This window comes from Streptomyces sp. AA4 (assembly GCF_000158875.1).
GTDB lineage: Bacteria > Actinomycetota > Actinomycetes > Mycobacteriales > Pseudonocardiaceae > Amycolatopsis.
Map to the genome: position 1 here is coordinate 4,225,682 of NZ_GG657746.1, position 23,003 is coordinate 4,248,684.

The 23,003-nt window shown below is 70.8% G+C and carries 23 protein-coding genes; 13 read left to right on the forward strand and 10 right to left on the reverse strand.

What is annotated here, in order from left to right:
* Positions 1-10 precede the first annotated feature (10 nt).
* From SSMG_RS19400 to SSMG_RS19415, 4 genes are all read right to left on the reverse strand, one after another.
* A complete protein-coding gene (locus tag SSMG_RS19400) occupies positions 11-1,261 on the reverse strand; it encodes an MFS transporter (RefSeq protein ID WP_037717528.1) in 1,251 nt (416 codons plus the stop codon).
* A 656-nt stretch (positions 1,262-1,917) separates the two neighbouring features.
* Entirely contained in the window at positions 1,918-3,969 is a 2,052-nt protein-coding gene (locus SSMG_RS19405; RefSeq protein ID WP_009078680.1) for a M3 family metallopeptidase, read from the reverse strand.
* Between the two features lie 91 nt (positions 3,970-4,060).
* The gene (locus SSMG_RS19410; RefSeq protein WP_009078681.1) at positions 4,061-4,765 is read right to left on the reverse strand and encodes a histidine phosphatase family protein; all 705 of its coding nucleotides are present in this window, start codon (positions 4,763-4,765) and stop codon (positions 4,061-4,063) included.
* 29 nt (positions 4,766-4,794) lie between these two features.
* A complete protein-coding gene (locus SSMG_RS19415; RefSeq protein ID WP_009078682.1) occupies positions 4,795-5,637 on the reverse strand; it encodes an undecaprenyl-diphosphate phosphatase in 843 nt (280 codons plus the stop codon).
* A gap of 161 nt (positions 5,638-5,798) precedes the next feature.
* On the opposite strand from SSMG_RS19415, the gene SSMG_RS19420 reads away from it, so the two are divergent.
* The 5 genes from SSMG_RS19420 (at position 5,799) to SSMG_RS19440 (ending at position 9,795) form a co-directional block, all read left to right on the forward strand.
* Positions 5,799-6,761: an aldo/keto reductase gene (locus SSMG_RS19420; RefSeq protein WP_037714223.1), complete on the forward strand. Its 963-nt coding sequence runs from the start codon at positions 5,799-5,801 to the stop codon at positions 6,759-6,761.
* Between the two features lie 98 nt (positions 6,762-6,859).
* Complete coding sequence (locus tag SSMG_RS19425) at positions 6,860-7,873, forward strand: YncE family protein (protein ID WP_037714224.1); 1,014 nt, start codon at positions 6,860-6,862, stop codon at positions 7,871-7,873.
* Positions 7,870-8,094, forward strand: a complete 225-nt coding sequence (locus SSMG_RS19430; protein WP_009078687.1) for a DUF5703 family protein — start codon at positions 7,870-7,872, stop codon at positions 8,092-8,094. Before SSMG_RS19425 ends, SSMG_RS19430 begins: the two co-directional genes overlap by 4 nt.
* Before the next feature lie 75 nt (positions 8,095-8,169).
* Positions 8,170-9,372, forward strand: coding sequence for an RNA polymerase sigma factor (locus SSMG_RS19435; protein ID WP_037714226.1), 1,203 nt, complete (start codon positions 8,170-8,172; stop codon positions 9,370-9,372).
* A gap of 9 nt (positions 9,373-9,381) precedes the next feature.
* Positions 9,382-9,795, forward strand: a complete 414-nt coding sequence (locus tag SSMG_RS19440; protein ID WP_009078691.1) for a VOC family protein — start codon at positions 9,382-9,384, stop codon at positions 9,793-9,795.
* A gap of 9 nt (positions 9,796-9,804) precedes the next feature.
* On the opposite strand, the gene SSMG_RS19445 is transcribed toward SSMG_RS19440, so the two are convergent.
* The 6 genes from SSMG_RS19445 to SSMG_RS19470 all read right to left on the reverse strand — a co-directional run bounded on the left by SSMG_RS19445 (position 9,805) and on the right by SSMG_RS19470 (position 14,485).
* Positions 9,805-10,446 (reverse strand): hypothetical protein, encoded by a 642-nt coding sequence (locus tag SSMG_RS19445; RefSeq protein WP_009078692.1) that lies wholly within the window; start codon positions 10,444-10,446, stop codon positions 9,805-9,807.
* 33 nt (positions 10,447-10,479) lie between these two features.
* On the reverse strand, positions 10,480-10,842 hold the full coding sequence (locus SSMG_RS19450; RefSeq protein WP_009078694.1) for a YciI family protein: 363 nt from the start codon (positions 10,840-10,842) through the stop codon (positions 10,480-10,482).
* A gap of 70 nt (positions 10,843-10,912) precedes the next feature.
* Positions 10,913-11,641 carry a hypothetical protein gene (locus SSMG_RS19455; protein ID WP_009078696.1) on the reverse strand — a complete coding sequence of 243 codons (729 nt, stop codon included), beginning with the start codon at positions 11,639-11,641 and terminating at the stop codon, positions 10,913-10,915.
* On the reverse strand, positions 11,634-12,236 hold the full coding sequence (locus SSMG_RS19460) for a helix-turn-helix domain-containing protein (RefSeq protein WP_037714232.1): 603 nt from the start codon (positions 12,234-12,236) through the stop codon (positions 11,634-11,636). The genes SSMG_RS19455 and SSMG_RS19460 overlap by 8 nt, the downstream gene beginning before the upstream one ends.
* Before the next feature lie 33 nt (positions 12,237-12,269).
* Complete coding sequence (locus SSMG_RS19465) at positions 12,270-13,163, reverse strand: alpha/beta fold hydrolase (protein WP_009078700.1); 894 nt, start codon at positions 13,161-13,163, stop codon at positions 12,270-12,272.
* The gene (locus SSMG_RS19470) at positions 13,163-14,485 is read right to left on the reverse strand and encodes a M20/M25/M40 family metallo-hydrolase (protein WP_009078702.1); all 1,323 of its coding nucleotides are present in this window, start codon (positions 14,483-14,485) and stop codon (positions 13,163-13,165) included. Before SSMG_RS19470 ends, SSMG_RS19465 begins: the two co-directional genes overlap by 1 nt.
* Positions 14,486-14,818: 333 nt before the next feature.
* On the opposite strand from SSMG_RS19470, the gene SSMG_RS19475 reads away from it, so the two are divergent.
* From SSMG_RS19475 to SSMG_RS19510, 8 genes are all read left to right on the forward strand, one after another.
* The gene (locus tag SSMG_RS19475; protein WP_009078704.1) at positions 14,819-15,679 is read left to right on the forward strand and encodes a TetR/AcrR family transcriptional regulator; all 861 of its coding nucleotides are present in this window, start codon (positions 14,819-14,821) and stop codon (positions 15,677-15,679) included.
* Complete coding sequence (locus tag SSMG_RS19480) at positions 15,679-16,572, forward strand: 3-keto-5-aminohexanoate cleavage protein (RefSeq protein WP_009078706.1); 894 nt, start codon at positions 15,679-15,681, stop codon at positions 16,570-16,572. Before SSMG_RS19475 ends, SSMG_RS19480 begins: the two co-directional genes overlap by 1 nt.
* Positions 16,565-17,506, forward strand: a complete 942-nt coding sequence (locus SSMG_RS19485; protein ID WP_009078707.1) for a 3-hydroxyacyl-CoA dehydrogenase NAD-binding domain-containing protein — start codon at positions 16,565-16,567, stop codon at positions 17,504-17,506. The genes SSMG_RS19480 and SSMG_RS19485 overlap by 8 nt, the downstream gene beginning before the upstream one ends.
* Positions 17,499-17,924: a thioesterase family protein gene (locus SSMG_RS19490; RefSeq protein WP_009078709.1), complete on the forward strand. Its 426-nt coding sequence runs from the start codon at positions 17,499-17,501 to the stop codon at positions 17,922-17,924. The genes SSMG_RS19485 and SSMG_RS19490 overlap by 8 nt, the downstream gene beginning before the upstream one ends.
* A gap of 75 nt (positions 17,925-17,999) precedes the next feature.
* On the forward strand, positions 18,000-19,592 hold the full coding sequence (locus tag SSMG_RS19495; protein ID WP_009078711.1) for an ABC transporter substrate-binding protein: 1,593 nt from the start codon (positions 18,000-18,002) through the stop codon (positions 19,590-19,592).
* Positions 19,589-20,545: an ABC transporter permease gene (locus SSMG_RS19500; protein ID WP_009078713.1), complete on the forward strand. Its 957-nt coding sequence runs from the start codon at positions 19,589-19,591 to the stop codon at positions 20,543-20,545. The genes SSMG_RS19495 and SSMG_RS19500 overlap by 4 nt, the downstream gene beginning before the upstream one ends.
* Positions 20,542-21,438, forward strand: coding sequence for an ABC transporter permease (locus SSMG_RS19505; RefSeq protein WP_009078714.1), 897 nt, complete (start codon positions 20,542-20,544; stop codon positions 21,436-21,438). The genes SSMG_RS19500 and SSMG_RS19505 overlap by 4 nt, the downstream gene beginning before the upstream one ends.
* Entirely contained in the window at positions 21,435-23,000 is a 1,566-nt protein-coding gene (locus tag SSMG_RS19510) for an ABC transporter ATP-binding protein (RefSeq protein WP_009078715.1), read from the forward strand. The genes SSMG_RS19505 and SSMG_RS19510 overlap by 4 nt, the downstream gene beginning before the upstream one ends.
* The last annotated feature ends 3 nt before the right edge of the window (positions 23,001-23,003 follow it).

The window sequence follows — 23,003 nt, forward strand, 5'->3', positions numbered from 1 at the left end:
CCCCAGTGGGTCAGCCCACCTGCTGCTTCGCCGCGGCCGGCGCGCCGAGCGAGAGCTTCGTCGACCGCGTGGTCAGCGAAATCGCCGCCGCGGCGAGCGTCGACACCGCCAGGAAGCCGAACGCCGCGGCGAACCCGAACCGGTCCGCGAGCCAGCCCATCACCAGCGGCGCGAGCACGCCGGCGAGCTGGCCGCCGGTGTTCACCAGGCCCATCCCCGCGCCGACCAGATCGCGCGGCAGCACCCGCAGCGGCAGGCCGACGATGCCGATCGACGCGAGCCCGCTGATGAACATCGCGAGCGTCTGCAGCACGGTGAACCCGGTCGCCGAATCCGACAGCAGCATCGCGACGAGCACCCCGGCCGCGGCGACGAGCGCGGGCACCACGAGCCAGCGCGGCCGCTGGTCGAAGTACCGGCTCATCAGCCAGCCGCCGAGCAGCACCGCCGCCGCGCTGACCAGCTGCGGGATCGCCGCCGAGATCCCCGCCGCGACCAGCGACAGCCCCTTGGTCTCGACCAGGTACGACGGGACCCAGGTGATCATCCCGTAGGCCAGCATGTTGAAGCAGGCGAACATCGCCGCGCAGCGGATCACCAGCCGGTTCCGCAGCACCTGCGACACCGGCACCTTCACCGGGGCGACCCGCGCCTCGGGTTCGGTCAGCTCGCGCGGCAGCGCCGCGGGCAGCAGCCGCCACAACGCCAGCCCGACGACCAGCCCGGCCACCGCGACGATCCAGAACGTGTGCCGCCAGCCCGCGGCGACCACGAGCGGCGCGACCAGCAGCGGCCCGAGCCCGGCCCCGACCGAGTTCGACGCGAGCAGCAGCCCGGCGCCGCGGCTGCGGCCTTCCTGCGTGGTGCGCTCGGCCAGCGCCTTGAACGCCGCTCCGGGGAACAACGCCTGCGCGAACCCGAACGCCGCGCGCAGCACCAGCAGCACGACCAGCCCGGGCGCGAACCCGGTGGCGGCGGTGAACACCGACCAGGCCACCAGCGAAATCACCAGCAACGGCCGCGCGCCCACCCGGTCCGCGAGCAGGCCGCCGGGCATCTGCCCGACCAGATAGGCGATCGCGAACGCGGAAACGACCAGTCCCTGCGTGGTTTTCGACAGCCCGAACTCCGCGCCGATCAGCGGCAGCGCGACCGCGATCATGACCCGGTCGATGTAGTCGATGATGAAGACGCCGACCAGCAGCGCCAACGTGGTCCGTTCGGTCCGCCGCACGACCGGGGCGGAACTCGGAATGCTCACCGTCGGATCCTCCTTGATTCGGCGACGCCGCATTGTGCGGTCATGCACCCCCTCCTCGGCTTCGTCGGATCCACCGACAGTCGGGCCCCGGATTCAGCCGATCCGACGAAGAAGCGCTTCCGCGCAGGTCAGCGGCACGCTCCAGGCGGATCGACGGATCGGCTCCGGGACGCATCGGAGTTCTCTGCGCTGGCAAAGCCGACAACCGCGAGCACAAAGGACTGTGGGCCTGGCCGAGGGACGCCCGGACGCGCTGCTCGGCGGCCGCTACCGGCTGAGCACCGAACTCGGGTCGCGTGGTTTCGGCCGCGTGTGGCGTGCCCGCGATGAAACTCTCGGCGTCGCGCCGGAACGGCTGGAAGGCCGCGGAAACGGCGCGGTCAGCGACCTGTTCTCCCTCGGCGCGACGCTCTACCACGCCGTCGAAGGCGTCTCGCCGTTCGGCCGCGACCGCGCCGAGGCGACCATGGCCGCTGTTCTGCGCATCGTCGCCGGGAGCTGCGTTACCGTGCTCGGCGCGGTGCTGGCCGTCGTCGTCACGATGGTCGCGTTCGCGGTCCTGCTCGCGCTGCAGCTGTCGAACATCGCGATCGGTAGACGCAATACGGCGGGGCCGGTCGCCCCAGCCCCGCCGTATAGGTCGTTATACACTCACGTTACGCGCCCGCGAGCCCCCGGCGCTTCAGCAGCGGCTCGATCTCCGGCGCGCGGCCGCGGAAGGTCGCGAACGCCTCCATCGGGTCGACGCTGCCGCCGCGGCCCAGCAGGGTGGACCGGAAGTGGTCGCCGTTCTCCCGCTTGAGTCCGCCGTTCTCGGTGAACCACTCGACGGTGTCCGCGTCGAGCACCTCGCTCCAGATGTAGGAGTAGTACCCGGCGCTGTAGCCGCCGGAGAAGACGTGGTTGAAGTACGTCGTCCGGTAGCGCGGCGGGACGCTTTCCAGTGCCACGCCCGCCTTTTCCAGCGCCTCGGCCTCGAACCGCTGCACGTCCTCCACCCGGTCGTCCGGGCCGAGGCGGTGCCACGCGAGGTCGAGCAGCGCCGCGGCGAGGTACTCGGTCGTGCGGAAGCCCTCCCCGTACTGCTGCGCGGCCTCCAGCAGCTCGACCTGCCCGGCGGGAAGCGGCTCCCCCGTCTCGTGGTGCTTGGCGTAGTTGGCCAGGATTTCCGGCCACAGCATCCACATCTCGTTGACCTGCGACGGGTACTCGACGAAGTCGCGCGGCACGTTGGTGCCGGTGAACGTCGGGAACTCGACCGAGGACAGCAGCGAGTGCAGCGCGTGCCCGAACTCGTGGAACGCGGTGCGCACCTCGTCGAGCGAGAGCAGGGTCGGCTCCCCCTCGCGCGGCTTGGTCACGTTCAGCACGTTGACCACGACCGTGCGCCGCCCGAGCAGCCGCGACTGGTCCACGAAGTTGTTCATCCACGCGCCGCCGCGCTTGGAATCGCGGGTGTAGTAGTCCATCAGGAACAGGCCGAGCCCGCTGCCGTCGGCGTCGAAGACCTCGAAGATCCGCACCTGCGGGTGGTACTTCGGCAGGTCGTGCCGTTCGGTGAAAGTCAAGCCGTACAACCGGTTCGCGGCCGTGAACACGCCGTCGTGCAGCACCCGGTCCAGCTCGAAGTACGGCCGCAGCGCCGCGGTGTCCAGCTGGAACCGCTCGCGCTCCACCTTCGAGGCGTAGAAGGCCCAGTCCCACGGCTGCAGCGTCGCGCCCGGCACGTCGGCTTCCAGCAGCTTCTGCAGTTCCGCGGCCTCGGTGCGCGCGTTCGCGACCGCCACCGGAGCGAGCCGCTCCAGCAGCCCGCCGGCCGCCTCGACGGTCTTGGCCGTCTCGTCCGCGATCACGTACGCCGCGTGGTTCGGGTAGCCCAGCAGCGCGGCCCGCTCGGCGCGCAGCCGGGTGATCTCCTCGACGATCGCGTTGTTGTCGTAGGCGTTTCCGCGGTTGCCGCGCGAGACCGAAGCGGTGAAGACGCGCTCGCGCACCGCGCGGTTTTCCAGCGACGCCACGGCCGCCTGCGCGGTGGGCAGCGTCAGGGTCAGCACGTACTTGCCTTCGAGACCGCGCTCGGCCGCCGTCTGCGCCGCCGCCGCGATCGCGCTTTCGCCCAGCCCGGCCAGTTCCGCGGCGTCGTCGAGCACGACCGCGAGATCGTTGGTGTCCCGCAGCAGGTTCTGCGAAAAACGGGTCTGCAGCGTCGAAAGCTGCTCGTTCAGCGCGCGCAGCTTCGCCTGGTCCTCCTCGGGCAGCCCGGCGCCCGCGCGGCTGAAGTCGGTGTACCGGCGCTCCAGCAGCCGCAGTTCCTCCGGGTTCAGGCCCAGCTCCGCGCGCTTGCGGTACAGCGCGTCGATGCGGGCGAACAGCCGGGGGTTCAGGTGGATCGCGTCGGCGTGCGCGGCCAGCTTCGGGGCCAGCTCGGCCTGGATCTCCTGGATCTCGTCGGTCGCGTTCGAGCCCGAGATGTTGAAGAACGTGCCGGACACCCGGGTCAGCAGCGCGCCGGCCCGCTCGAGCGCCGCGATCGTGTTCTCGAAGGTCGGCTCGGCCGGGTCGTCGGCGATCCGCTCCACGTCGGCGGCGTGCTCGGCGAGGCCGGCTTCGAAGGCGGGCCGGTAGTGCTCGTCGGCGATCCGGTCGAACGGCGGCAGCTCGTACGGCAGGTCGCTGGGGACGGCGAACGGGTTGTCCGGGGAAATCATTCGGGTTTGCGCTCCTGGTTCTCCACAGGGTTCTCCGCGTGGTTCCGCCCACCCTACGGGGTCGGGCATCCGACGGAAGGACTGTCGATCGTCAGCGGCCCGTGCTTCCGCCCACGACGGCGTCGCTCGAAGCCTTCTTGCCCCGGCCGCGTTTCTTCGGCGGCGGCGGCACGATCCCGGCCAGGTCGCCGCCGTGCTCGTTCACCCGGAGCACGAACGGCCGCGTTTCGGTGTAGCGCACGACCGACACCGCGGCCGGGTCGACGACGATCCGCTGGAACGCGTCCAGATGCTGGCCCAGCGCGTCGGCCAGGATCGACTTGATCACGTCGCCGTGGCTGCACACGACCCACACCGCGTGGTCGCCGTGCTCGGCGGTGATCCGGGCGTCGTGCGCGCGGATCGCGGCCACCGCGCGCGCCTGCATCTCGGCGAGCCCTTCCCCGCCCGGGAAGACCGCCGCCGACGGATGCGCCTGCACGACGCGCCACAGCGGTTCCTTCACCAGGTTCTTGAGCTCCCGGCCGGTCCACTCCCCGTAGTCCACTTCGGACAGCCGGGGTTCGACGACCTTCGTCAGCCCCTGCGCGGCGGCCAGCGGCGCGACGGTCTGCTTGCAGCGCAGCATCGGCGACACCACCAGCCCGGCGACCGGCACCCCGGCGAACCGCTCGACGAGCGCGTCGGCCTGGGCCCGGCCGGTGTCGTCCAGCCCGACCTTCGGGGTGCGCCCGGCCAGGACGCCCGAACCGTTGGCGGTGGACTTCCCGTGCCGGAGCAAGATGACCGTACTCACGACGCCACCCTAACCGGTGATCCGCCGGTTCAGCCGCCCGCGGGTCCCGCGTTCGGGTCGAGCACGCCGCCGAAGACCAGGCCGAACAGCACCACGCCGAGCACCACGCGGTAGATCACGAACGGCACGAAGCTGCGCTTCTTGATGTAGGCCATGAGCCACGCGATCACCAGGTAGCCGACGCCGAAGGCGACCAGCGTGGCCAGGATCGTCGGCCCCCACTGCGCGTTCTCGCCGTTCTTGCCGATGTCGGTCAGCTTGTACAGCCCCGAGCCGAACACCGCGGGCACCGCGAGCAGGAACGAGTACTCCGCGGCTTCCGAGCGGGTGTAACCCATGAGCAGGCCGGCGCTCGTCGTGCCGCCCGAGCGCGAAACGCCCGGGATCAGCGCGAGCGCCTGCGCGAAGCCGTAGGCCAGGCCGTGCGGCACGTTCAGGTGGTCGAGCGTCCGCTGCTGCTTCGCGGTCCGGTCGGCGAACAGCAGGATCAGGCCGAACACGATCAGCGTCGTCGCGGTGATCCGCAGATCGCGGAACGCCCGGTCGATCTCGTCCTGCAGCAGCAGGCCGAGCACGACGATCGGCAGCGAGCCGACGATGATCAGCCAGCCCAGCCGAGCGTCCGGGTCGCGCCGCCAGTCCGGGCGGTACAGGGAAAAGAACCAGGCGCGCAGGATCCGGCCGATCTTCGGTCCGAAGTAGAGGATCACCGCCAGCTCGGTGCCGATCTGGGTCACCGCGGTGAACGCCGCGCCCGGATCGCCCCAGCCCGCCAGCGCCGCGACGATCCGCACGTGCGCGCTCGAGGAGATCGGCAGGAACTCCGTGAGCCCCTGCACCAGCCCCAGGACCAGGGCCTCGAACCATCCCATCAGGCCGCTCCCGCCGGTTCGCCCGCCCGCTCGGGGCGCAGTCCGATTCGCACGATCGGGAACCTATCGGGTGGTTCCTGAGAACTCCCGCGAGGGCGCCGGTGCGACACGAGGTCACCTTCGTCCGGTCCAGGGGGCTGCGCCCACTAGGCTCGGCGGTCGTGGAAAAGCGACAGCTCGGCCGGTCGGGACTGCGGATATCGCGGATGGCCCTCGGCACCATGACGTGGGGCGGCGACACCGATCCGGACGAGGCGGCCAGCCAGCTGGTCGCGTTCGTCGACGCGGGCGGCACCCTCGTGGACACCGCCGACCTCTACGCCGGCGGCGAGGCCGAGCGGATGCTCGGCGAACTGCTGTCGGACCTGGTGCCGCGCGAGGACGTCGTGCTGGCCACCAAGACGGTCGCCCGGCGCACCGACGGCCCGTTCGGCGGCGGCGCTTCGCGCGGTGCGCTGCTGTCCGCGCTCGACGGGTCGCTGCGCCGCCTTCGCACCGACCACATCGATCTGTGGCAGCTGCACGCGTGGGACGAGTGCGTGCCGATCGAGGAGACGCTGTCCGCGCTCGACTACGCGGTGACGAGCGGCAAGGTCCGTTACGTCGGCGTCTCCAACTACGCGGGCTGGCAGCTCGCCACCGCCGCTTCTCTCGCCACGACGCCGATCGTGTCCGGGCAGTTCGAATACTCGTTGCTGGAACGCGGCATCGAACGCGAGGTCGTCCCGGCCGCGGCGCACCACGGGATCGGCCTCCTGCCGTGGGCTCCGCTCGGCCGCGGCGTCCTCACCGGGAAGTACCGCACCGGCACGCCCGCGGATTCGCGCGGCGCGTCCGCCGAGTACGCCGGATACGTCGAGCACCACCGCACCGAACGCGCCGCGCGGATCGTGCAGGCGGTCGTGACCGCCGCCGAGGGTCTCGGCACGTCGCCGCTCGCGGTGGCGCTGGCCTGGGTCCGGGACCGGCCCGGAGTGGCCGCGCCGGTCGTCGGCGCGCGCGACACCGGCCAGCTCACCGGGTCGCTCGCCGCCGAGGACCTCACGCTGCCGCCCGCCATCCGCAGCGCGCTGGACGACGTCAGCGGCGTCGAATTCGGCTATCCGGAACGGGGCACCCGATGAGCCGCAGGTGTCGGGTCGGTGACACGGGCGTGACGGTCAGGCGATCCTGGAGGATGCTGGAGGGACCCGCTCGCCGGAGCTTGGCTGGAGGTTTCAAGGTGCGTCGGCTCACCGCCGCCTCGCGGATCGCGATCCCGCTGGCCGGTGCGCTCGCGCTGTCCGCCTGCTCGTCCTCGGAGCAGCCGAAGGACAACCTGCAGGTCGTGGCCAATCCGACCGCCGCCAAACCGGCCGTCTCCCCCGCCCGCGCGGCGCCTCCCGCCGGGCAGGTGCTGCCGATGCCGGTGGTGTCCGCGATCGCTGCCGACCAGCAGAGCCACACGCTTGTCGTCGCCCTCAAGCAACCGGCTGAGCTGCGGCTTTACGATCTGGCCTCGCTCGGTGCGCCGAAGAAGACCGTCCTGCTGCCCGGTCCGGCGGAATCGCTCAGCGTGTCCGCGGGCCAGGCGCTCGCCGGGATCCCGGACAAGGGCGTGCTCGCGCGCGTGGCGCTGCCGAGCGGGCAGCTGACCGCCGAGAAGGTCGCCGGGCAGCCCGCCGCCGGGGTCGCCGACGGCCCGGACACCCTCGTCGCCGTCCGCGACCGCAAGGCCGTCGAGGTCCTGGCGAACGGCTCGGTCGCGAAGACGATCACCGGCCAGCTCTACAGCGCCGACGACGTGGTCAACACCGGAAACGGCGTCGTGGTCCTCGACCGGCTGCGCACCGCTGTGTTCAGCGTGGACGTGCAGGGCGGGACGATGGACGAAGGCCTGCGCGCGGGCGACGGCGCGGCCAACGCGGTCGCCGACTCGTACGGCCGCGTGCTGGTCACCGACACCCGCGCGGGCGCGCTGCTCGCGTTCTCGACCAATCCGCTGATTCTCCGCCAGCGCTACCCGGTGCCGGGCAGCCCGTACGGCCTCGCCTACGACGCGAAGCGCAGCCTGGCGTGGGTCACCCTGACCGCCCGCAACGAGGTCGTCGGCTACGACGTCCGCGGCGGAGAGCCCGTCGAGAAGTACCGATTCCCGACCGTGCGCCAGCCGGACACGGTGGGCGTCGACGACCAGAGCGGCCGCGTGTTCGTCGGCTCGGCCGCCGGAGAAGGGACCCAGGTGATCCAGCCATGACGACAGTCGACGAGGCGGTGGTCGAAGGGGATTGGGAGTATCGCCGCCTGCGCCTGCCCCCGGCGGTGTCCCGGCGCGCGGCGATGATCCAGCTCTCCATCCACGCGGAGTTCGCGGGCTGGGAACTGCGCACGGTCCGGCTGTACGCCGACGGCACCCGGCGCATCTGGCTGCGCCGCAAGCGCACGGCGGCCGACCATTCGACCGGGCTCGCCACCTGACCTGCTTGACGAGGCGGACGAGCTGAAGCTGTACGCCTTGCTGCGGCATGCCCGCGGCTGGACCAGGATGGCGTGGTGAACGACGTTGCCGAGCTGACCGAGCGGATCTGGCGCAGCGATGCCGCGAGCATGCTGGGCGCGCTCAGCCGCCGGCTCGGCGACTTCGACCGGGCCGAGGAAGCGCTGTCGGAGGCCGTCGCCGAAGCGCTCAAGCGCTGGCCCGGCGAGGGCGTGCCGGCCAGCCCCACCGGATGGCTGGTCACGACCGGCTGGCGCAAGGCCGTCGACCGGCTCCGCCGGGACGCCGTCGGCCGGGAGAAAGCCGCTCGGGCGGCTTCCGAGACACCGCCTGAACCTGGGGTCGACGATCGGCTGGCGATGATTTTCGCTTGCTGCCACCCGGATGTGCCGGAACCGGCGCAGGTCGCGCTCACGCTGTATGCCGCAGGCGGGTTCACCACCGTCGAAATCGCCGCCGCGTTTCTGGTTCCGGTGCCGACGATGGCACAACGGCTTTCGCGAGCCAAGCGGCTGCTGCGGGAACGCGGCATCGGCTTCGAACCGCCGCAGCCGCACGAGTACTCCGATCGGCTGCCCGCCGTGCTCGCGGTCCTGTACTTGGTCTTCAACGAGGGTTATCTCGCCAGCGGAGATTCGGCACAGCGGCAGGAATTGGCGCGCGAGGGTGTCGAACTGGCCCGGCAGCTCGCGGAGTTGCTGCCGCACGAACCGGAAGTCGCCGGGCTCGCCGCGTTGCTGGAGTTGCAGCAGGCGCGCGTCGCCGCACGGTTCGACGCGCAGGGCCGGATCGTGCTGCTGCAACAGCAGGATCGACGGTTGTGGGACCGCCCGGCGATTCACCGCGCGCTGCGGCGGTTGCGCGAGGCGGTGCGGCTCGGCCGGCCCGGGCCGTATCAAACCCGGGCCGGCATTGCCGGGATGAACGCGGTCGCAAGCAGTTTCTCGGACACCGACTGGGCCGGCGTGCGGGCGATGTACGACCGTCTGTACACAGTGGACCCGTCGCCGGTGGTGCTGCTGAACCGGGCGGTGGCCACCCGGTACGCCGTCGGCCCGGCCCTGGCGCTCGACGAGGTCGACGCTCTCGAGGGCCAGCTTTCCGGCTATCACCTCTGGCACGCCGCCCGCGCGGATCTGCTCGCCGCGCTCGACCGGCCCGGCGAGGCGGTGGCTTCGGCGGAACGCGCGCTAGAGCTGGCCACGAACCCGGCCGAGCGCGAGCTGATGACGCGTCGCGTGGCGGAGTTCGCGGAGTAGCCTGCCCGCATGGCCGACGCTCCGCCGCCGCAAACCGTGTTCCCCAACCTCAAGTACGCCGATCCGAAAGCCGCGATCGAATTCCTCGCCGCGGCCTTCGGGTTCGAGTCGCATTTCGTGGCGGACGGAGGGAACGGCGTCGAGCACGCCCAGCTCCGGGCGGGCTCGAGCCTGCTCTTCCTCAGCCGCGACCACGAGGTCGACCGGTACGGCATGCACAGCCCGCTCGCGCTGGGCGGCACCAGCCACGCGTTGTGCGTCTGGGTGCCGGACGACGCGCTCGACGCCCACCAAGCCCGCGCCGAGGCCGCCGGCGCGCGGATCCTCAACCCGGTGCACGATTCCCCGGCCGGAGTCCGCGAATACTCGTGCGCCGATCCCGAGGGCCAGGTCTGGACCTTCAGCAGCTACGCGGGCGAGTGATCGGCTCGCTCACCGGCGTCTGCGGTGTCTGCCGGGCCGGTCCGGGTACCGGACGCGCAACCGCCCGGCCAGCCCGAACAGCACCGCCAGCCCGACCGCGCAGGCCATGACGAACAGCACGTCGAACGGCAGTGCGTCCGCATCCGCGTCCGCCGCGGCAAGGGTTTCCACGATGCCCGCTCGGTCTTCCACCAGATCGACGGCCGTGCCCGGGACGATCTTCGAGGCGACGGACACGTCCTCGTCCAGCAGCGTGCCGTCCGGGCGGGCGAATCGCGCGGTGCACGCGGTACCGGACCGGGCATCGTGGCATTCGGAGGAAAGCGCGGTCGCGGTGTAGCGCTCGCCGTGCACTGAGACATAGCCGACGCAGGTCATCGCGACCGCGACCCCGTACAGGATGGCGAAGGCGACGGTCAGCACCAGCAGCCAGGTCCGCCCGCTGAACCGGAACGTCACCGCGCCCGCCCCGGACGCAACCGCGATGACCACGACCGCGCCGACGCCCCAAGCAGCACTCACCAGCGCCATCCCGGCACCGGCGCCGAGCACCAGCACGCCGAGCCAGCTCGCCCCGGCCCGGAGCAGCACCGCGAAAGGGCTCGGCTCCTGCGGGGAATGCGTTGCCGGGAGGGGCTTTCTCGCCGTCATCCGGAAATCATGGCACTCCAGGCGACCGGCTACTCACCCTTCTTCGCGGCTCATCACCGGCCGGACCTCCACGGCGCTCACGCCCGGCCCCAGCGGCCAGCTCGCCGCGACCTCGACCGCCTCGTCCAGATCGGCGCACTCCAGCAGGATCACCGAACCCACGATCTCCTTCAGCTCCACATACGGCCCGTCGGTGACCACCGGTTTCCCGTTCGCCCCGGCCCGCACCGTCTTCGCCGTCTCCCGCGGCTGCAGCTCGAAGCCGTTCCCGACCTTCCCGATCGGCTGCCAGCGGTCGAACCACGCGTAGATCCGCTTCATCGCGTCCTCCTCGTCCGCCGGGGACAAGGCGGCCCATTCGCGGTCGTCGCCGCAGATCAGCATCGCGTACTGCACGGTCTCTCCTCCTGGTCGAAGAACACTCTCGACCGGATGACGAACAGGCCGCCCCCGTTTTCGACAAGGTTCAGCCGAGCGCGGCCATCCACCCCGCCCACTTGGCTTCCTCCGCCGCCACCTCGACGTCCGGCGCCACGATGTGGTGCGTCGCCACCAGCGGACCGTGGAAGCCCTGCATGAAGCAGAAAAGCCCGTCCTCAGTACGGATCCCGACGGTCTGGTCGTTCACCGCGTACACCACGCCGTCCGCCCCGGCCAGCCGGACCTTCGCGCCGATACTCAACTGCTCGACACCGACTTCCTTCGCCAGCGCGGCCCACAACGCAGGCCAGTCCGTGACGGGCGCCGGGCCGAACGCGGTCACCGGCGCAGCCGTGCGGCCCGGGAAGTGCTGCACGAACTCCACCAGGTTGCGGAAGAACAGCGCGCCGCCCGCCTGCATGGCCTCGAACTCGTCCGCCCAGTCGTCGCCGGGCAGGAAACCGCTCGTCACGCAGCGGATCACCGAGCTGCCGCCGTCGCGGCCCTCGACGAGGAATTCGTAGGCGATCCGCCGTCCGTCCGGCTCCGGTTCGCCGCCGTAGGCCAGGCGGTTCGGCGGGTCCCACGCGGTGATCGCGTGCGTCGGCTCGTACGCGGCGAACGCGCCGCGCACCGCTCCGCCGACCCCGCCTTCGACCTCGTTGCGGCCCATGAACCACGAGTCGATGCCCGGCCCGGTCGCGATCGCGGCCCAGACCTCCTCCGGCTCGACCGGGACCTCGGCGACGTCGATCTCCCGGAATTCCTTACCCATCCTCGTTTTCCTCCCCCATCGGCACGCTCGGGTGCACCGCCAGCACCACCCGGTGCGCGCGGCCGTTCTCGGCTTTCTCGTCGTGGTACTTCCCGACCAGCGCGGTCACGGCCGTCGCCAGTTCCTCCGCGAACGCCGCCCGGTCGGCCGCCGACGCGAACCGGACCTCGCCGTCGAGCGCGAAGGTCGCGACGCGCTTTTTCGCTTTCGCCGCACCGGTGATCAGGATTCCGACGTCGCGCACCAACCGTCCGGCGACCGCCAGCAGCCAGCGCGCGGACAGCCGGTCCGGCGACTGAGCCGGATCGGGCTGCACGGCCGCGAGCGCGGACGGCGAAATCACGTACGACGCCGCGGTCGCCCGCATCATCCGCTCCGTGACGTTGCCCTTGCGCCGCTCCTCGACCAGCTCCACCAGGCCGTGCTTCTCCAGCGCGCGCAGGTGGTAGTTGACCTTCTGCCGGGGCAGGTCGACGCGGGCGGCCAGCATCGTCGCCGAGGCCGGCTGGGCCAGTTCGGCCAGCAGCCAGGCCCGGACCGGATCCAGCGACACCTCGGCCGCGGCCGCGTCCTCGATCACCGCAACGGGAAACATGCGTCCCATCGTCGCGGCTGACTACTCAGGCTGTCAAGACAGGTTTTGTTGTCGGTAGACCTCGTGCACCACCGAGGCGATCCGCGGGACGACCTGCGCCGCGGCCTCCAGCGGCACGACGTGCCCGACCCCGGGCAGCACCACGGCGTACCCCTGGGCCAGCCCGCTCACGAACTGCTCGACGTCGGCGGGCGCGACGATCCGGTCCCGCTCCCCCACGATCGCCGTCACCGGCAGGTCGCCGGCCAGCGACAACGCCGCTTCCCGCGCGTACGCGTCGAGCGCGGGCCGGAACTGCGCGACGGTGTGCGGCCAGTTGCCGCGGATCATTTTCACGGTCAGCTCGACCAGGTCCGGATCGGGATCGTCGCCGAACAGCCACCAGCGCAACCCGGCGCTCACCGCGCGGCTGGTGTGCTCGCGGAACACGCCGTAGAGCTTCGCGCCCAGCACCATTTCCAGGTCCTGCGCGACCTTGCCGAGCGCGTTGGGCCAGGCCGCGGACGCCTCGGTGGCCAACCGCCCGGACGACGTCGACAGCAGCACCAGCCCGCCGACGCGCGCGGCGAACAGCTCCGGATGCCGCTGGGTGAGCGACATGACCGCGAGCCCGCCCATGTCGTGGCCGACGAGCACGACCCGGCCGTCCGGGACCTCGCGCTCGATCACCTCGGCGAGGTCGTCGGCGAGCTGCCCCATCGTCGCGGTGCCGCGCGCGGCCCGGCCGGACTCGCCGTGCCCGCGGTGGTCGTAGCTGACCACCGCGAGCGGATGCTCCACCGCGTCCGGCAGCACCGGGGCGATCCGGCCCCAGCTGCGCTGGTCGAGCGCGTAGCCGTGCAGCAGCACGACGGTCACGGCCGCCGCCGGGTCGCCCCTGCGCACGAGGTGCAGGGGCGTGCCGTCGGCGAGCCGGAACTCGGGCATCAGGACGAACGGAGGAACCGGTCCAGCACGCGGACGCCGAACTTCAGCGCCTCGACCGGGACCCGCTCGTCCACGCCGTGGAAGAGGCCGGAGAAGTCGAGGTCGGCGGGCAGTTTGAGCGGCGCGAAGCCGAAGTTGCGGATGCCGAGCTGCTGGAAGGACTTCGCGTCGGTGCCGCCGGACAGCATGTACGGCAGCGTGCGCGCGCCCGGGTCCTCGGCGAGCACCGCGGCGGTCATGGCGTCGACGAGCGCACCGTCGAACGTCGTCTCGACCGGCGGCAGCTCCATCCATTCCTTCTCGATGTCCGGCCCGAGCAGCTCGTCCAGCTCGCGGTCGAACGCCTCGATCCGGCCCGGCAGGATCCGGCAGTCGACCGCCGCCTCGGCCACCGAAGGAATCACGTTCGACTTGTACCCCGCGGTGAGCATCGTCGGGTTCGCGGTGTCGCGCAGCGTCGCGCCGATCATCCGGGAGATGTTGCCCAGCTTGGCGACCGCGCCCTCGAGGTCGTCCTCGGGGAAGTCCCAGCCGGTGATCTCGGTGACCCCCGCGAGGAATTCGCGCACGGAATCCGTCAGCACCAACGGGAACTGATGCTGCCCGAGCTTCGCGACCGCCTCGGACAGCTTCGTGACCGCGTTGTCGCGATGGATCATCGACCCGTGGCCCGCGGTGCCGCGAACCCGCAGCTTCATCCAGCGGATGCCCTTCTCGGCCGTCTCGATCACGTACGCGCGGACGTTGTCCTTCAACGTGATCGAGAAGCCCCCGACCTCGCTGATCGCCTCGGTGACCCCCTCGAACAACTCGGGCCGGTTCTCGACGAGCCACTGCGCCCCGAACTTGCCGCCCGCCTCCTCGTCGGCGACGAAGAGGAACACCAGATCGCGCGGAGGCACGATATTGTTGATCTTGTAGTGCCGGGCCAGGGCCAGCGTCATGCCGACCATGTCCTTCATGTCGACCGCGCCGCGCCCCCACACGTACCCGTCCTGGACCGCGCCGGAGAACGGGTGCACCGACCACTCGGCCGGATCGGCGGGCACCACGTCGAGATGCCCGTGGATCAGCAACGCCCCCCGAGCCGGGTCGGCCCCCGGAAGCCGCACGAGAACGTTGTGCCGGTCCTTGCCGCCGGACTCGACGTAAGTGATCTCGTACCCGGCGTCGGTCAGCTTCTCCGCGACGTACTCGGCCGCGACCCGCTCGCCCACGAGGGTCTCGGGGTCGCCGGTATTGGTGGTGTCGATGCGGATCAGCTCGCTGGTAAGCGTGACAGCCTCGTCCGCGGCGGCGTCGATCAAGTTCGGTTCGGTCACCGGCCATTCCTATCATCCAATGCACCCAGACGCCGCCGTCCCGCCGAGTGGACCCCGCCACGAACCGCGAACCGCACCGTTGCATCCAACGAGCGAGGCACCCAGCCCCTCCCCCAACCCCGATACGAAGCCGCCCGTCAGCACAATGAAAATTCGGGGTGCCCCACGCAACCCAGGGAAGCGCGAGGTCGCCCGCCAGGGCGACGAGCCGACTGATCAACCAGTCAACCCAAGATCGCAACTCCCTGCCACACAACGACTCTGGGACACCGTTACCCACCCACCGCCCGCAACTATTGCGATTTTCGCAACCCGCAACTACCGTCTCCGCCCATGGACGAATCGGAACAGCTGCGAGAACGGGTCCGCCAGCTGATCCGCTCCATGCCCGTCCCCCAACGCGAATTCGCCGCCGCCATCGGCCTGGACCAAACCAAACTCTCCAAAGCCCTCAACGGCGCCCGCCGCTTCTCCCCGCACGAGCTGGTCCGCGTAGCCGAATACTCCGGCGTCACGGTGAACTGGCTGCTCAACGGCAGCGATGACGCCAAAACCGTCACCGCCGTCCCGGCCCCCGCGGCCGGCACGGCAAGCGATCCCGACGACCTCGCCCACTCCGAACCACGAAGGCGGATCCTCGAAACCGCCTGGCAGCTCATCGCCGAACGCGGCTACCACCGGGTCCGCATCGCCGACATCGCGCAAGCGTGCGGCACCAGCACCGCGGCCATCCACTACCATTTCCCCACCAAAACCGAAGTCCTCGACGAAGCGTTGCGGCGCAACGTGAAGCTCGCCTTCGACCGGCAGGTCGCCGAGCTGCACGCGGTGCCCGGCGCGCACGACCGGCTGCTCAAGCTCGTCGAACTGCAGCTGCCGACCGAGGGCCTGCTGCGCGCCGAATGGTCGGTGTGGCTGCAGGTCTGGAACGAGGTCGCGCTCGACCCGCGGCTGCGTTCGCTCTACACCGACTCCTACGACCGCTGGTACCAGACCATCCTCATGACCATCCGCACCGGCCAGGAGCAGGGCGTGTTCCGCCTGGCCGACCCCGAGGCCGCCACCGCCCAGCTCACCGCGCTGATCGACGGCCTCGGCATCCAGGTGCTGACCGGGCGCCCCGGCAGCACGGTGGGCGCGATGCGCGCGCACCTGCACGACTTCATCGACCGCTCGATCGTCCAAGGAGCCTGATGAACCACGAGGTCATCGTCACCTGCGCGCTCACCGGCGCGGGGGACACCACCCGCCGGAGCCCGCACGTCCCGGTCAGCCCGGCGCAGATCGCCGAGAGCGCCGTCGAGGCCGCCAACGCCGGCGCGGCCGTGGTGCACATCCACGTGCGCGAACCCGAAACCGGCGCGCCGTCGCGGGAGGTGGCCCTGTACCGCGAGGCGGTGCGGCTGGTCAAGGAGTCCGGGGTGGACGTCGTCGTCAACCTCACCGCGGGCATGGGCGGCGACCTCGTCATCGACGCCGAGGACCCGCTCAAGCCGGTCGACGGCACCGACCTGGTCAACGCGCACGACCGGCTCCCGCACGTCGAAGAACTGCTGCCGGACATCTGCACGCTCGACTGCGGTTCGCTGAACTTCGGCGAGGGCAACCAGCTCTATGTGTCCACTCCGGACATGCTGCGCACCGGCGCGAAGCGCATCCAGGAGCTGGGCGTGAAGCCGGAGCTGGAGATCTTCGACACCGGCAACCTCTGGTTCGCCACGAAGATGGTCGAGGAAGGCCTGATCGACCCTCCGCCGCTGTTCCAGCTCTGCATGGGCATCCCGTACGGCGCCCCGCCGGACCCCGGGCTGCTGCAGGCGATGGTGCACCTCCTGCCGGAAGGCGCGCAGTGGGCGTCGTTCGCCATCGGCCGCGACCAGATGCCGTGGGTCGCGCAGTCGGTGCTGCTGGGCGGGCACGTCCGGGTCGGGCTGGAGGACAACCTCTACCTGGCGCGCGGGGTCAAGGCCACCAACGGCCAGCTCGTCGAACGCGCGGTCGACATCGTGCAGAAGCTCGGCGCGGACATCGCCACCCCGGACCGGGCGCGCGAAATCCTGGGCCTGAAGGAGCGCGTGCATGCCTGAGACCACTGTGGACACTGTCGCGTGCGTCGGAGCCGGGGTCATCGGCGGCGGCTGGGTCGCGCATTTCCTCGCCCAGGGCTTCGACGTCCGGGCCTGGGACCCCGCCCCGGATGCCGCGGAGAAGCTCGAAAGGCTCGTCAACGCGGCCTGGCCCGCCCTCACCGAACTGGGCCTGAAGCCGGGCGCGAGCCGCGACCGCCTCACTGTCACCGCGACGCTCGCGGAGGCCGTCGACGGCGCGGGCTTCGTGCAGGAAAGCGCGCCGGAAGACTTGGCGCTCAAGCAAAAACTGCTCGCCGACATCGACGCCGTCACCGCGCCGGACGTCGTGATCGCCTCGTCCACCTCGGGCTACGGCATGACCGAAATGCAGGTCGCCGCGAAGACGCCGGAACGGCTCGTGGTCGGGCATCCGTTCAACCCGCCGTACCTGATCCCGCTGGTCGAGGTCGCGGGCGGGAAGCTCAGCGCGCCGTGGGCGGTCGAGCGGGCCGCCGCGTTCTACCGGCGCGTCGGCAAGTCCGTGATCACGATGGACCGCGAGGTCCCCGGGTTTATCGCGAACCGGCTGCAGGAAGCGCTGTGGCGCGAAGCCCTGCACATGGTCGCGAACGGCGAGGCGACGGTCGAGCAGATCGACCTCGCGATCACCGACGGCCCGGGGCTGCGCTGGCCGATCCAAGGCCCGATGCTGACCTTCCACCTGGCCGGCGGCGAGGGCGGCATGGCGCACATGCTCGACCACTTCGGACCGTCGCTGAAATCGCCGTGGACTCGGCTCGAAGCCCCGGAGCTCACCAAGGAACTCCGCGACGCCGTGGTCGCCGGATGCGACGACGAGGCGGACGGGCGGACCATCGCCGACCTCATCGCCGAACGCGACCGGGCGGTCATCGCGATCCAGCGCGCGGTCGGGCAGGCCCGCCGTGGCTGAGTACCGCGACCGGGTCCGTCCGGAGTGGATCGACTACAACGGCCATCTCTCCGAGCCCTACTACGTGCTCGTCTTCGGCGACGCGACCACCGCCCTGATGGACATCGTCGGCCTCGGCCCCGGCTACCGCGAGAGAACCGGGGCGTCGCTGTACACGGTGGAGGCTCACGTCCGGTACCTGCGCGAGGTCGGCGCGGACGCCGAACTCGAGGTGACCACCTCCGTGCTGTCAGTCGGCGCGAAAAAGGTGCGGCTGTGTCACGAAATGCGGGTCGGCGGCGAGCTCGTCGCGACCGAAGAGTTGTTGTGCCTGCACGTTTCCGGGGGCCGCGCGACGCCGTTCCCCGCCGAAATCGCCGCCGCGCTCGACACGCGTCTCGCCCCGGTCCCGGACTACGCGGGACGTGCCATCGCCTGATCCCCTCCCCTCCCCCTCGTGAGCGGCGCTCCCGGTTCGCGCCGGGACCGCCGTTCACCCGCTCGAAAGTCACCCATGGAAGCCCGATGTAAACCGACCCACGTATCCCGCCGCCGATTCCTCACGACCGCGCTCGCCGGCGCCGCGCTCGCCGGTGCCGCTCCCCTGCTGGCCGCCTGCGGCTCCACCGTCGCCGCGGCCGTGCCCTCCGGGCCGCCCAAACGAGGCGGCACCCTCCGCGTCGGAGTCACCGGCGGAGGCGCGTCGGACACGCTCGACCCGCACGTCCCCGCCACGAACCCGGACATCGCCCGGGTGCTCAACCTCTACGAACCGCTGCTGCTGCGCGATCACGACTACCGGCTCCAGATGCTGGTGGCCGAATCTCTGAGGTCCTCGCCGGACGCGCGCACCTGGACCGCCGTGCTGCGGCCGGGCGTCAAATTCCACGACGGCCGCCCGGTGACCCCGGCCGACGTCGTCGCGACCTTCCGCCGGATCACCGACCCGAAGAACCCGAAGAGCGGCGCGGCCGGGCTGACCATGCTCGGCGAGGTCGTCGCGACCGGCGACCGGACCGTCGAATTCCGGCTCGCCTCCCCGAATTCCGGCTTCGACGACCTGCTCGGGCAGTACAGCCTCGGCATCGTCCCGCACGATTTCGACGTCAAGCGGCCGATCGGCACCGGACCGTTCAAAGCCGAAACGTTCACCGCCGGGCTGCAGAGCACCTTCGTCCGCAACGAGCACTACTGGCGTCCGGGCGAGCCGTACCTGGACCGGTTGTCGCTCATCAACTTCGCCGACGACGACGCCCGGATCAACGCCCTGCTTTCGTCCCAAGTGGACGCGATCGACCAGGTCCCGGTCGCGCTCGTGGACGTGCTCCGCAGCGATCCGCGCATCCGGGTGCTGCGGTCGGAAACCGGGACCTGGCTGCCGTTCACCATGCGGGTCGACCGGCCGCCGTTCGACGACGTCCGGGTGCGGCAGGCCCTGCGCCTGGTGGTCGACCGCGAGCAGATGATCAACCAGGTGCTCAGCGGCCAGGGCCGGGTCGGCAATGACCTCTACGCGCCCTTCGACCCGGCGTACAACCGGCAATTGCCGCAGCGGAAGCAGAACATCGCCGAAGCCAAACGGCTGCTCGCCGAAGCGGGCAAGCCGAATCTCGACATCGAACTGGTCACCGCGCCGATCCAGGCCGGCGCGGTCGAGGCCGCGCAGGTGTTCCAGCAGCAGGCCAAGGCGGCCGGCGTGAACGTGCGGATCCGGAAGCTCGACACCACCACGTTCTACGGCGAGAACTACCTGTCCTGGGATTTCGCGCAGGACTTCTGGTACACGCGCAACTACCTGCCGCAGGTCGCCGCCGGAGCGCTGCCGAAAGCGCCGTACAACGAAACCCATTGGAACGACCCGGAATTCACCGATCTCGTCACGCGGGCGAGCGCCACAGTGGACCCGAAAGCGCGCACGGAGCTGCTGCACCGGGCGCAGCAGATCGAGTACGAACGAGGCGGGCTGATCGTCTGGGGGTTCGTCGACCAGGTCGACGCCTACCAGTCCTATGTGGCCGGATTCGTCCCGGACCGGACCGGGATCTCGCTGTCGGGCTACCAGTTCCGGCAGGTCTGGCTCGGCACGGCGGAAGGAGGCGCGGCATGACCCGGCTGATCCTCAAACGGCTGCTCGTGAGCCTCGTGGTGCTGTGGCTGGTCACGCTGCTGGTGTTCGTCGCGACGCTGCTGCTGCCGGGCGACCCGGCCCGGGCCATCCTCGGCCAGCAGGCGACTCCGGAGCGGATCGCCGCGCTGCAGCACCAGCTGCACCTCGACGAACCGGTCTGGCAGCGCTACCTCTCGTGGCTGGGCGGCCTGTTCACCGGCGACCTCGGCACCTCGACCTCGACCCAGGGCCCGGTCACGACGCTGCTGGCGGACCGGGTGTCGGCCTCGCTCGTGCTGCTCGTGCTCGCCGCGGTGATCGCCACCCCGCTCGGGCTCGCGCTCGGCACGTGGACCGCGATGCGCCGCGGCCGCGCCAGCGACCAGGTCGTCTCCGGCGTCAGTCTGGTAATCGCCGCGCTGCCGGAGTTCGTGATCGGCGTGGCGCTCATCGTCCTCTTCGCGACGACGGTGTTCCGCGTCCTGCCGTCGGTCACACTCACGCCGCCGGGCGAGGCGGTCTGGGCGCAACCGAGCCAGCTCGTCCTGCCGGTGCTCACGCTCGTGCTCGTCGTGACGCCGTACATCACGCGGATGATGCGCGCGACGATGAGCGAAGTCCTCGACTCCGGATACGTGGAAATGGCTCGGCTCAAGGGCATGCGCGAGCGGACGATCCTGCTGCGGCACGCCTTGCCGCACGCGGTCGGCCCGGTCGCGCAGGTCGTCGCGATCCAGCTCGCGTGGCTGGCCGGCGGCGTCGTGGTGGTCGAATTCCTGTTCCGTTACCCGGGCATCGGCCAGTCGCTCATCGACGCGGTCGGCAAACGCGACGTCGCCGTCGTCCAGGCGGTGACGCTGCTGATCGCCGCGGTCTACATCGTGGTGAACCTGCTGGCCGACGTGATCGGCATTCTCGCCGATCCCAAGCTCCGGACGGAGGCAGTGCGATGACCGCGGTCGAAGAGGAACAGGTGGTGCCCGCCGTCCCGGAGACGCCGCCGCGCGCGGCCGGGCTGATCCGCACCGCCTGGGCGTTCCCGCAGGCCAAGGTCGGCGCCGTACTGGCCGGAGTCGTGATTCTCGTGGCGCTGCTCGGCCCGTGGCTCGGGCCGGTGCTCACCGGGCACACCACGACGGACTTCGCCGGAAAGCCGTTCAAACCGGACGGGCTGATGGGCACCGACGGGCTCGGCCGCGACGTCCTCACGCGGTTCTTGGCGGGCGGCACCACGCTGCTGCTGTACGCGGTGCTCGCCACCGCGCTCGGCATCGTGCTCGGCGCGCTGCTCGGCATGATCGCCGGGTACGGCGGCGGCTGGCTCGACGGTCTGCTGATGCGCGGCAACGACGTCCTGCTGTCGTTCCCGCAGCTGGTCATCGCGTTGCTGGCGATCGCGGTGATCGGCCCGAAGGGCTGGCTGCTGGTGCTCGTCATCGGGCTGACGCACGCGCCGCGGACCGCGCGGGTCGCCCGGCAGGCCACGATATCGGTGCGCAACCACGACTACATCCGCGCCGCCGAGATGTACGCCGTGCCGCGCAGCCGGATCCTGCTGCGCGAGATCCTGCCGAACATCACCGGTCCGCTGATGGTGGAACTGGGGCTGCGGCTGACCTATTCGATCGGCTACATCGCCTCGCTGTCGTTCCTCGGGCTCGGCATCCAGCCGCCGGCGGCGGACTGGGGCCTGATGATCAACGAGAACCGGATCGCGCTCGTCGTGCAGCCGTGGGGCGTGCTGCTCCCGGTGGCGGCGATCGCGGTGCTGGCCGTCGGCACGAACCTCGTGGCCGATTCGCTCGCCTCGGCCGCGGCCGGGCGGACCCGGGAGGTGCGCGCATGACTGCTGCGCTGGAGGTGACCGGGCTGGCCGTGCGCACGACGGCGGGCCGTCCGGTGCTGCATTCGGTGTCCTACGAGATCGCGCCCGGCGAAGTGCTCGCGCTCGTCGGCGAATCCGGTTCCGGCAAGACGACCGCCGGATTGGCCGCGCTCGGCCATTTCCGGCGGGGGCTCGTGTCCGGAGGCGGCCAGGTGCTGCTGCACCCGCGCGACGGCGAACCGGTCGACGTCCTGACGCTCGACGACGCCGCGCGCCGCCAGCTTCGGGGAAGCGCGGTCGCGTACATCCCGCAGGACCCGGCGCTGTCGCTCAACCCCGCGTTGCGGATCGGTCGGCAGATCGCTGAGGTGCTGGAAACGCACGGCTACTCCGGATCGGTCGACGAGCGGGTGGCCGAGGTCCTCGCCGAAGTGGGCTTGCCGTCCAACGAGGCATACCAGCGGCGATACCCGCATCAGCTGTCCGGCGGGCAGCAGCAGCGGGTCGGGATCGCGATGGCTTTCGCTTGCCGCCCGAGCGTCGTGGTGCTGGACGAGCCGACCACCGGCCTCGACGTGAAAACCCAGGCACTGGTGCTGGAAACGGTGCGGCAGCTGACGTCCGAGCACGGCGTCGCGGCGCTCTACATCACGCACGACCTCGCCGTGGTGGCTCAGCTCGCGGACCGGGTCGCCGTGATGTACCAGGGAGATCTGGTCGAATGCGGCGAGGCTGACGAGGTGCTGCGGCGGCCGAAGCACGCGTACACGAAGCGACTCCTCGCTGCGGTGCCCGACCTCGGCGCGGAGCCCGCCGCAGCTCCCCCGCCGGACGACGCGGTGCTGGCTGCGCGCGACATCAAGGTGTCCTACGGGCAGCAGAAAGTGTTGCGCGGCATCGATCTGGCCGTGACGCGCGGGGAAAGCGTGATGCTGCTCGGCGAGTCCGGTTCCGGGAAAACGACGCTGTCGCAGTGCATCGCGGGCCTGAACCGCAGTTTCACCGGCACCGTCGCGCTCGAAGGCACCCCGCTCGCTCCAGCGGCCCGGCAGCGCAGCACCGACGAGCTGCGCCGAATCCAGTACGTCTTCCAGAGCCCGTTCTCGTCGCTGAACCCACGCAAAACGATCGCGCAGTCGATCGAGGTTCCGTTGGTGCGCTTGACTTCCCTCTCCCGCGCCGAGCGGCGCAAGCGCGTCGCCGAGACCCTGGACCGGGTCCGCCTGCGCCAAGACCTCGCGAACCGATTGCCGGACCAGCTCAGCGGCGGCGAACGGCAACGAGCCGCGATCGCCCGCGCACTCGTCACCACTCCGGATGTCCTGGTGTGCGACGAGGTCACCTCCGCCCTGGACGTCTCCGTGCAGGCCACCATCGTGGAACTGCTCGGCGAACTGCGCCGGGAACTCGGCATGGCGATGCTGTTCGTGACGCACAACATCGCACTCGCCCCGGAGGTGGCGGACCGGATCGCGGTCCTGCGCGGCGGCGAGATCGTCGAGGAAGGCACCGTCGAGGCGGTGCTGAACTCCCCGTCGCACGAGTACACCAGCGAACTTCTCGCTACGACACCGAGGCTGTGAGGA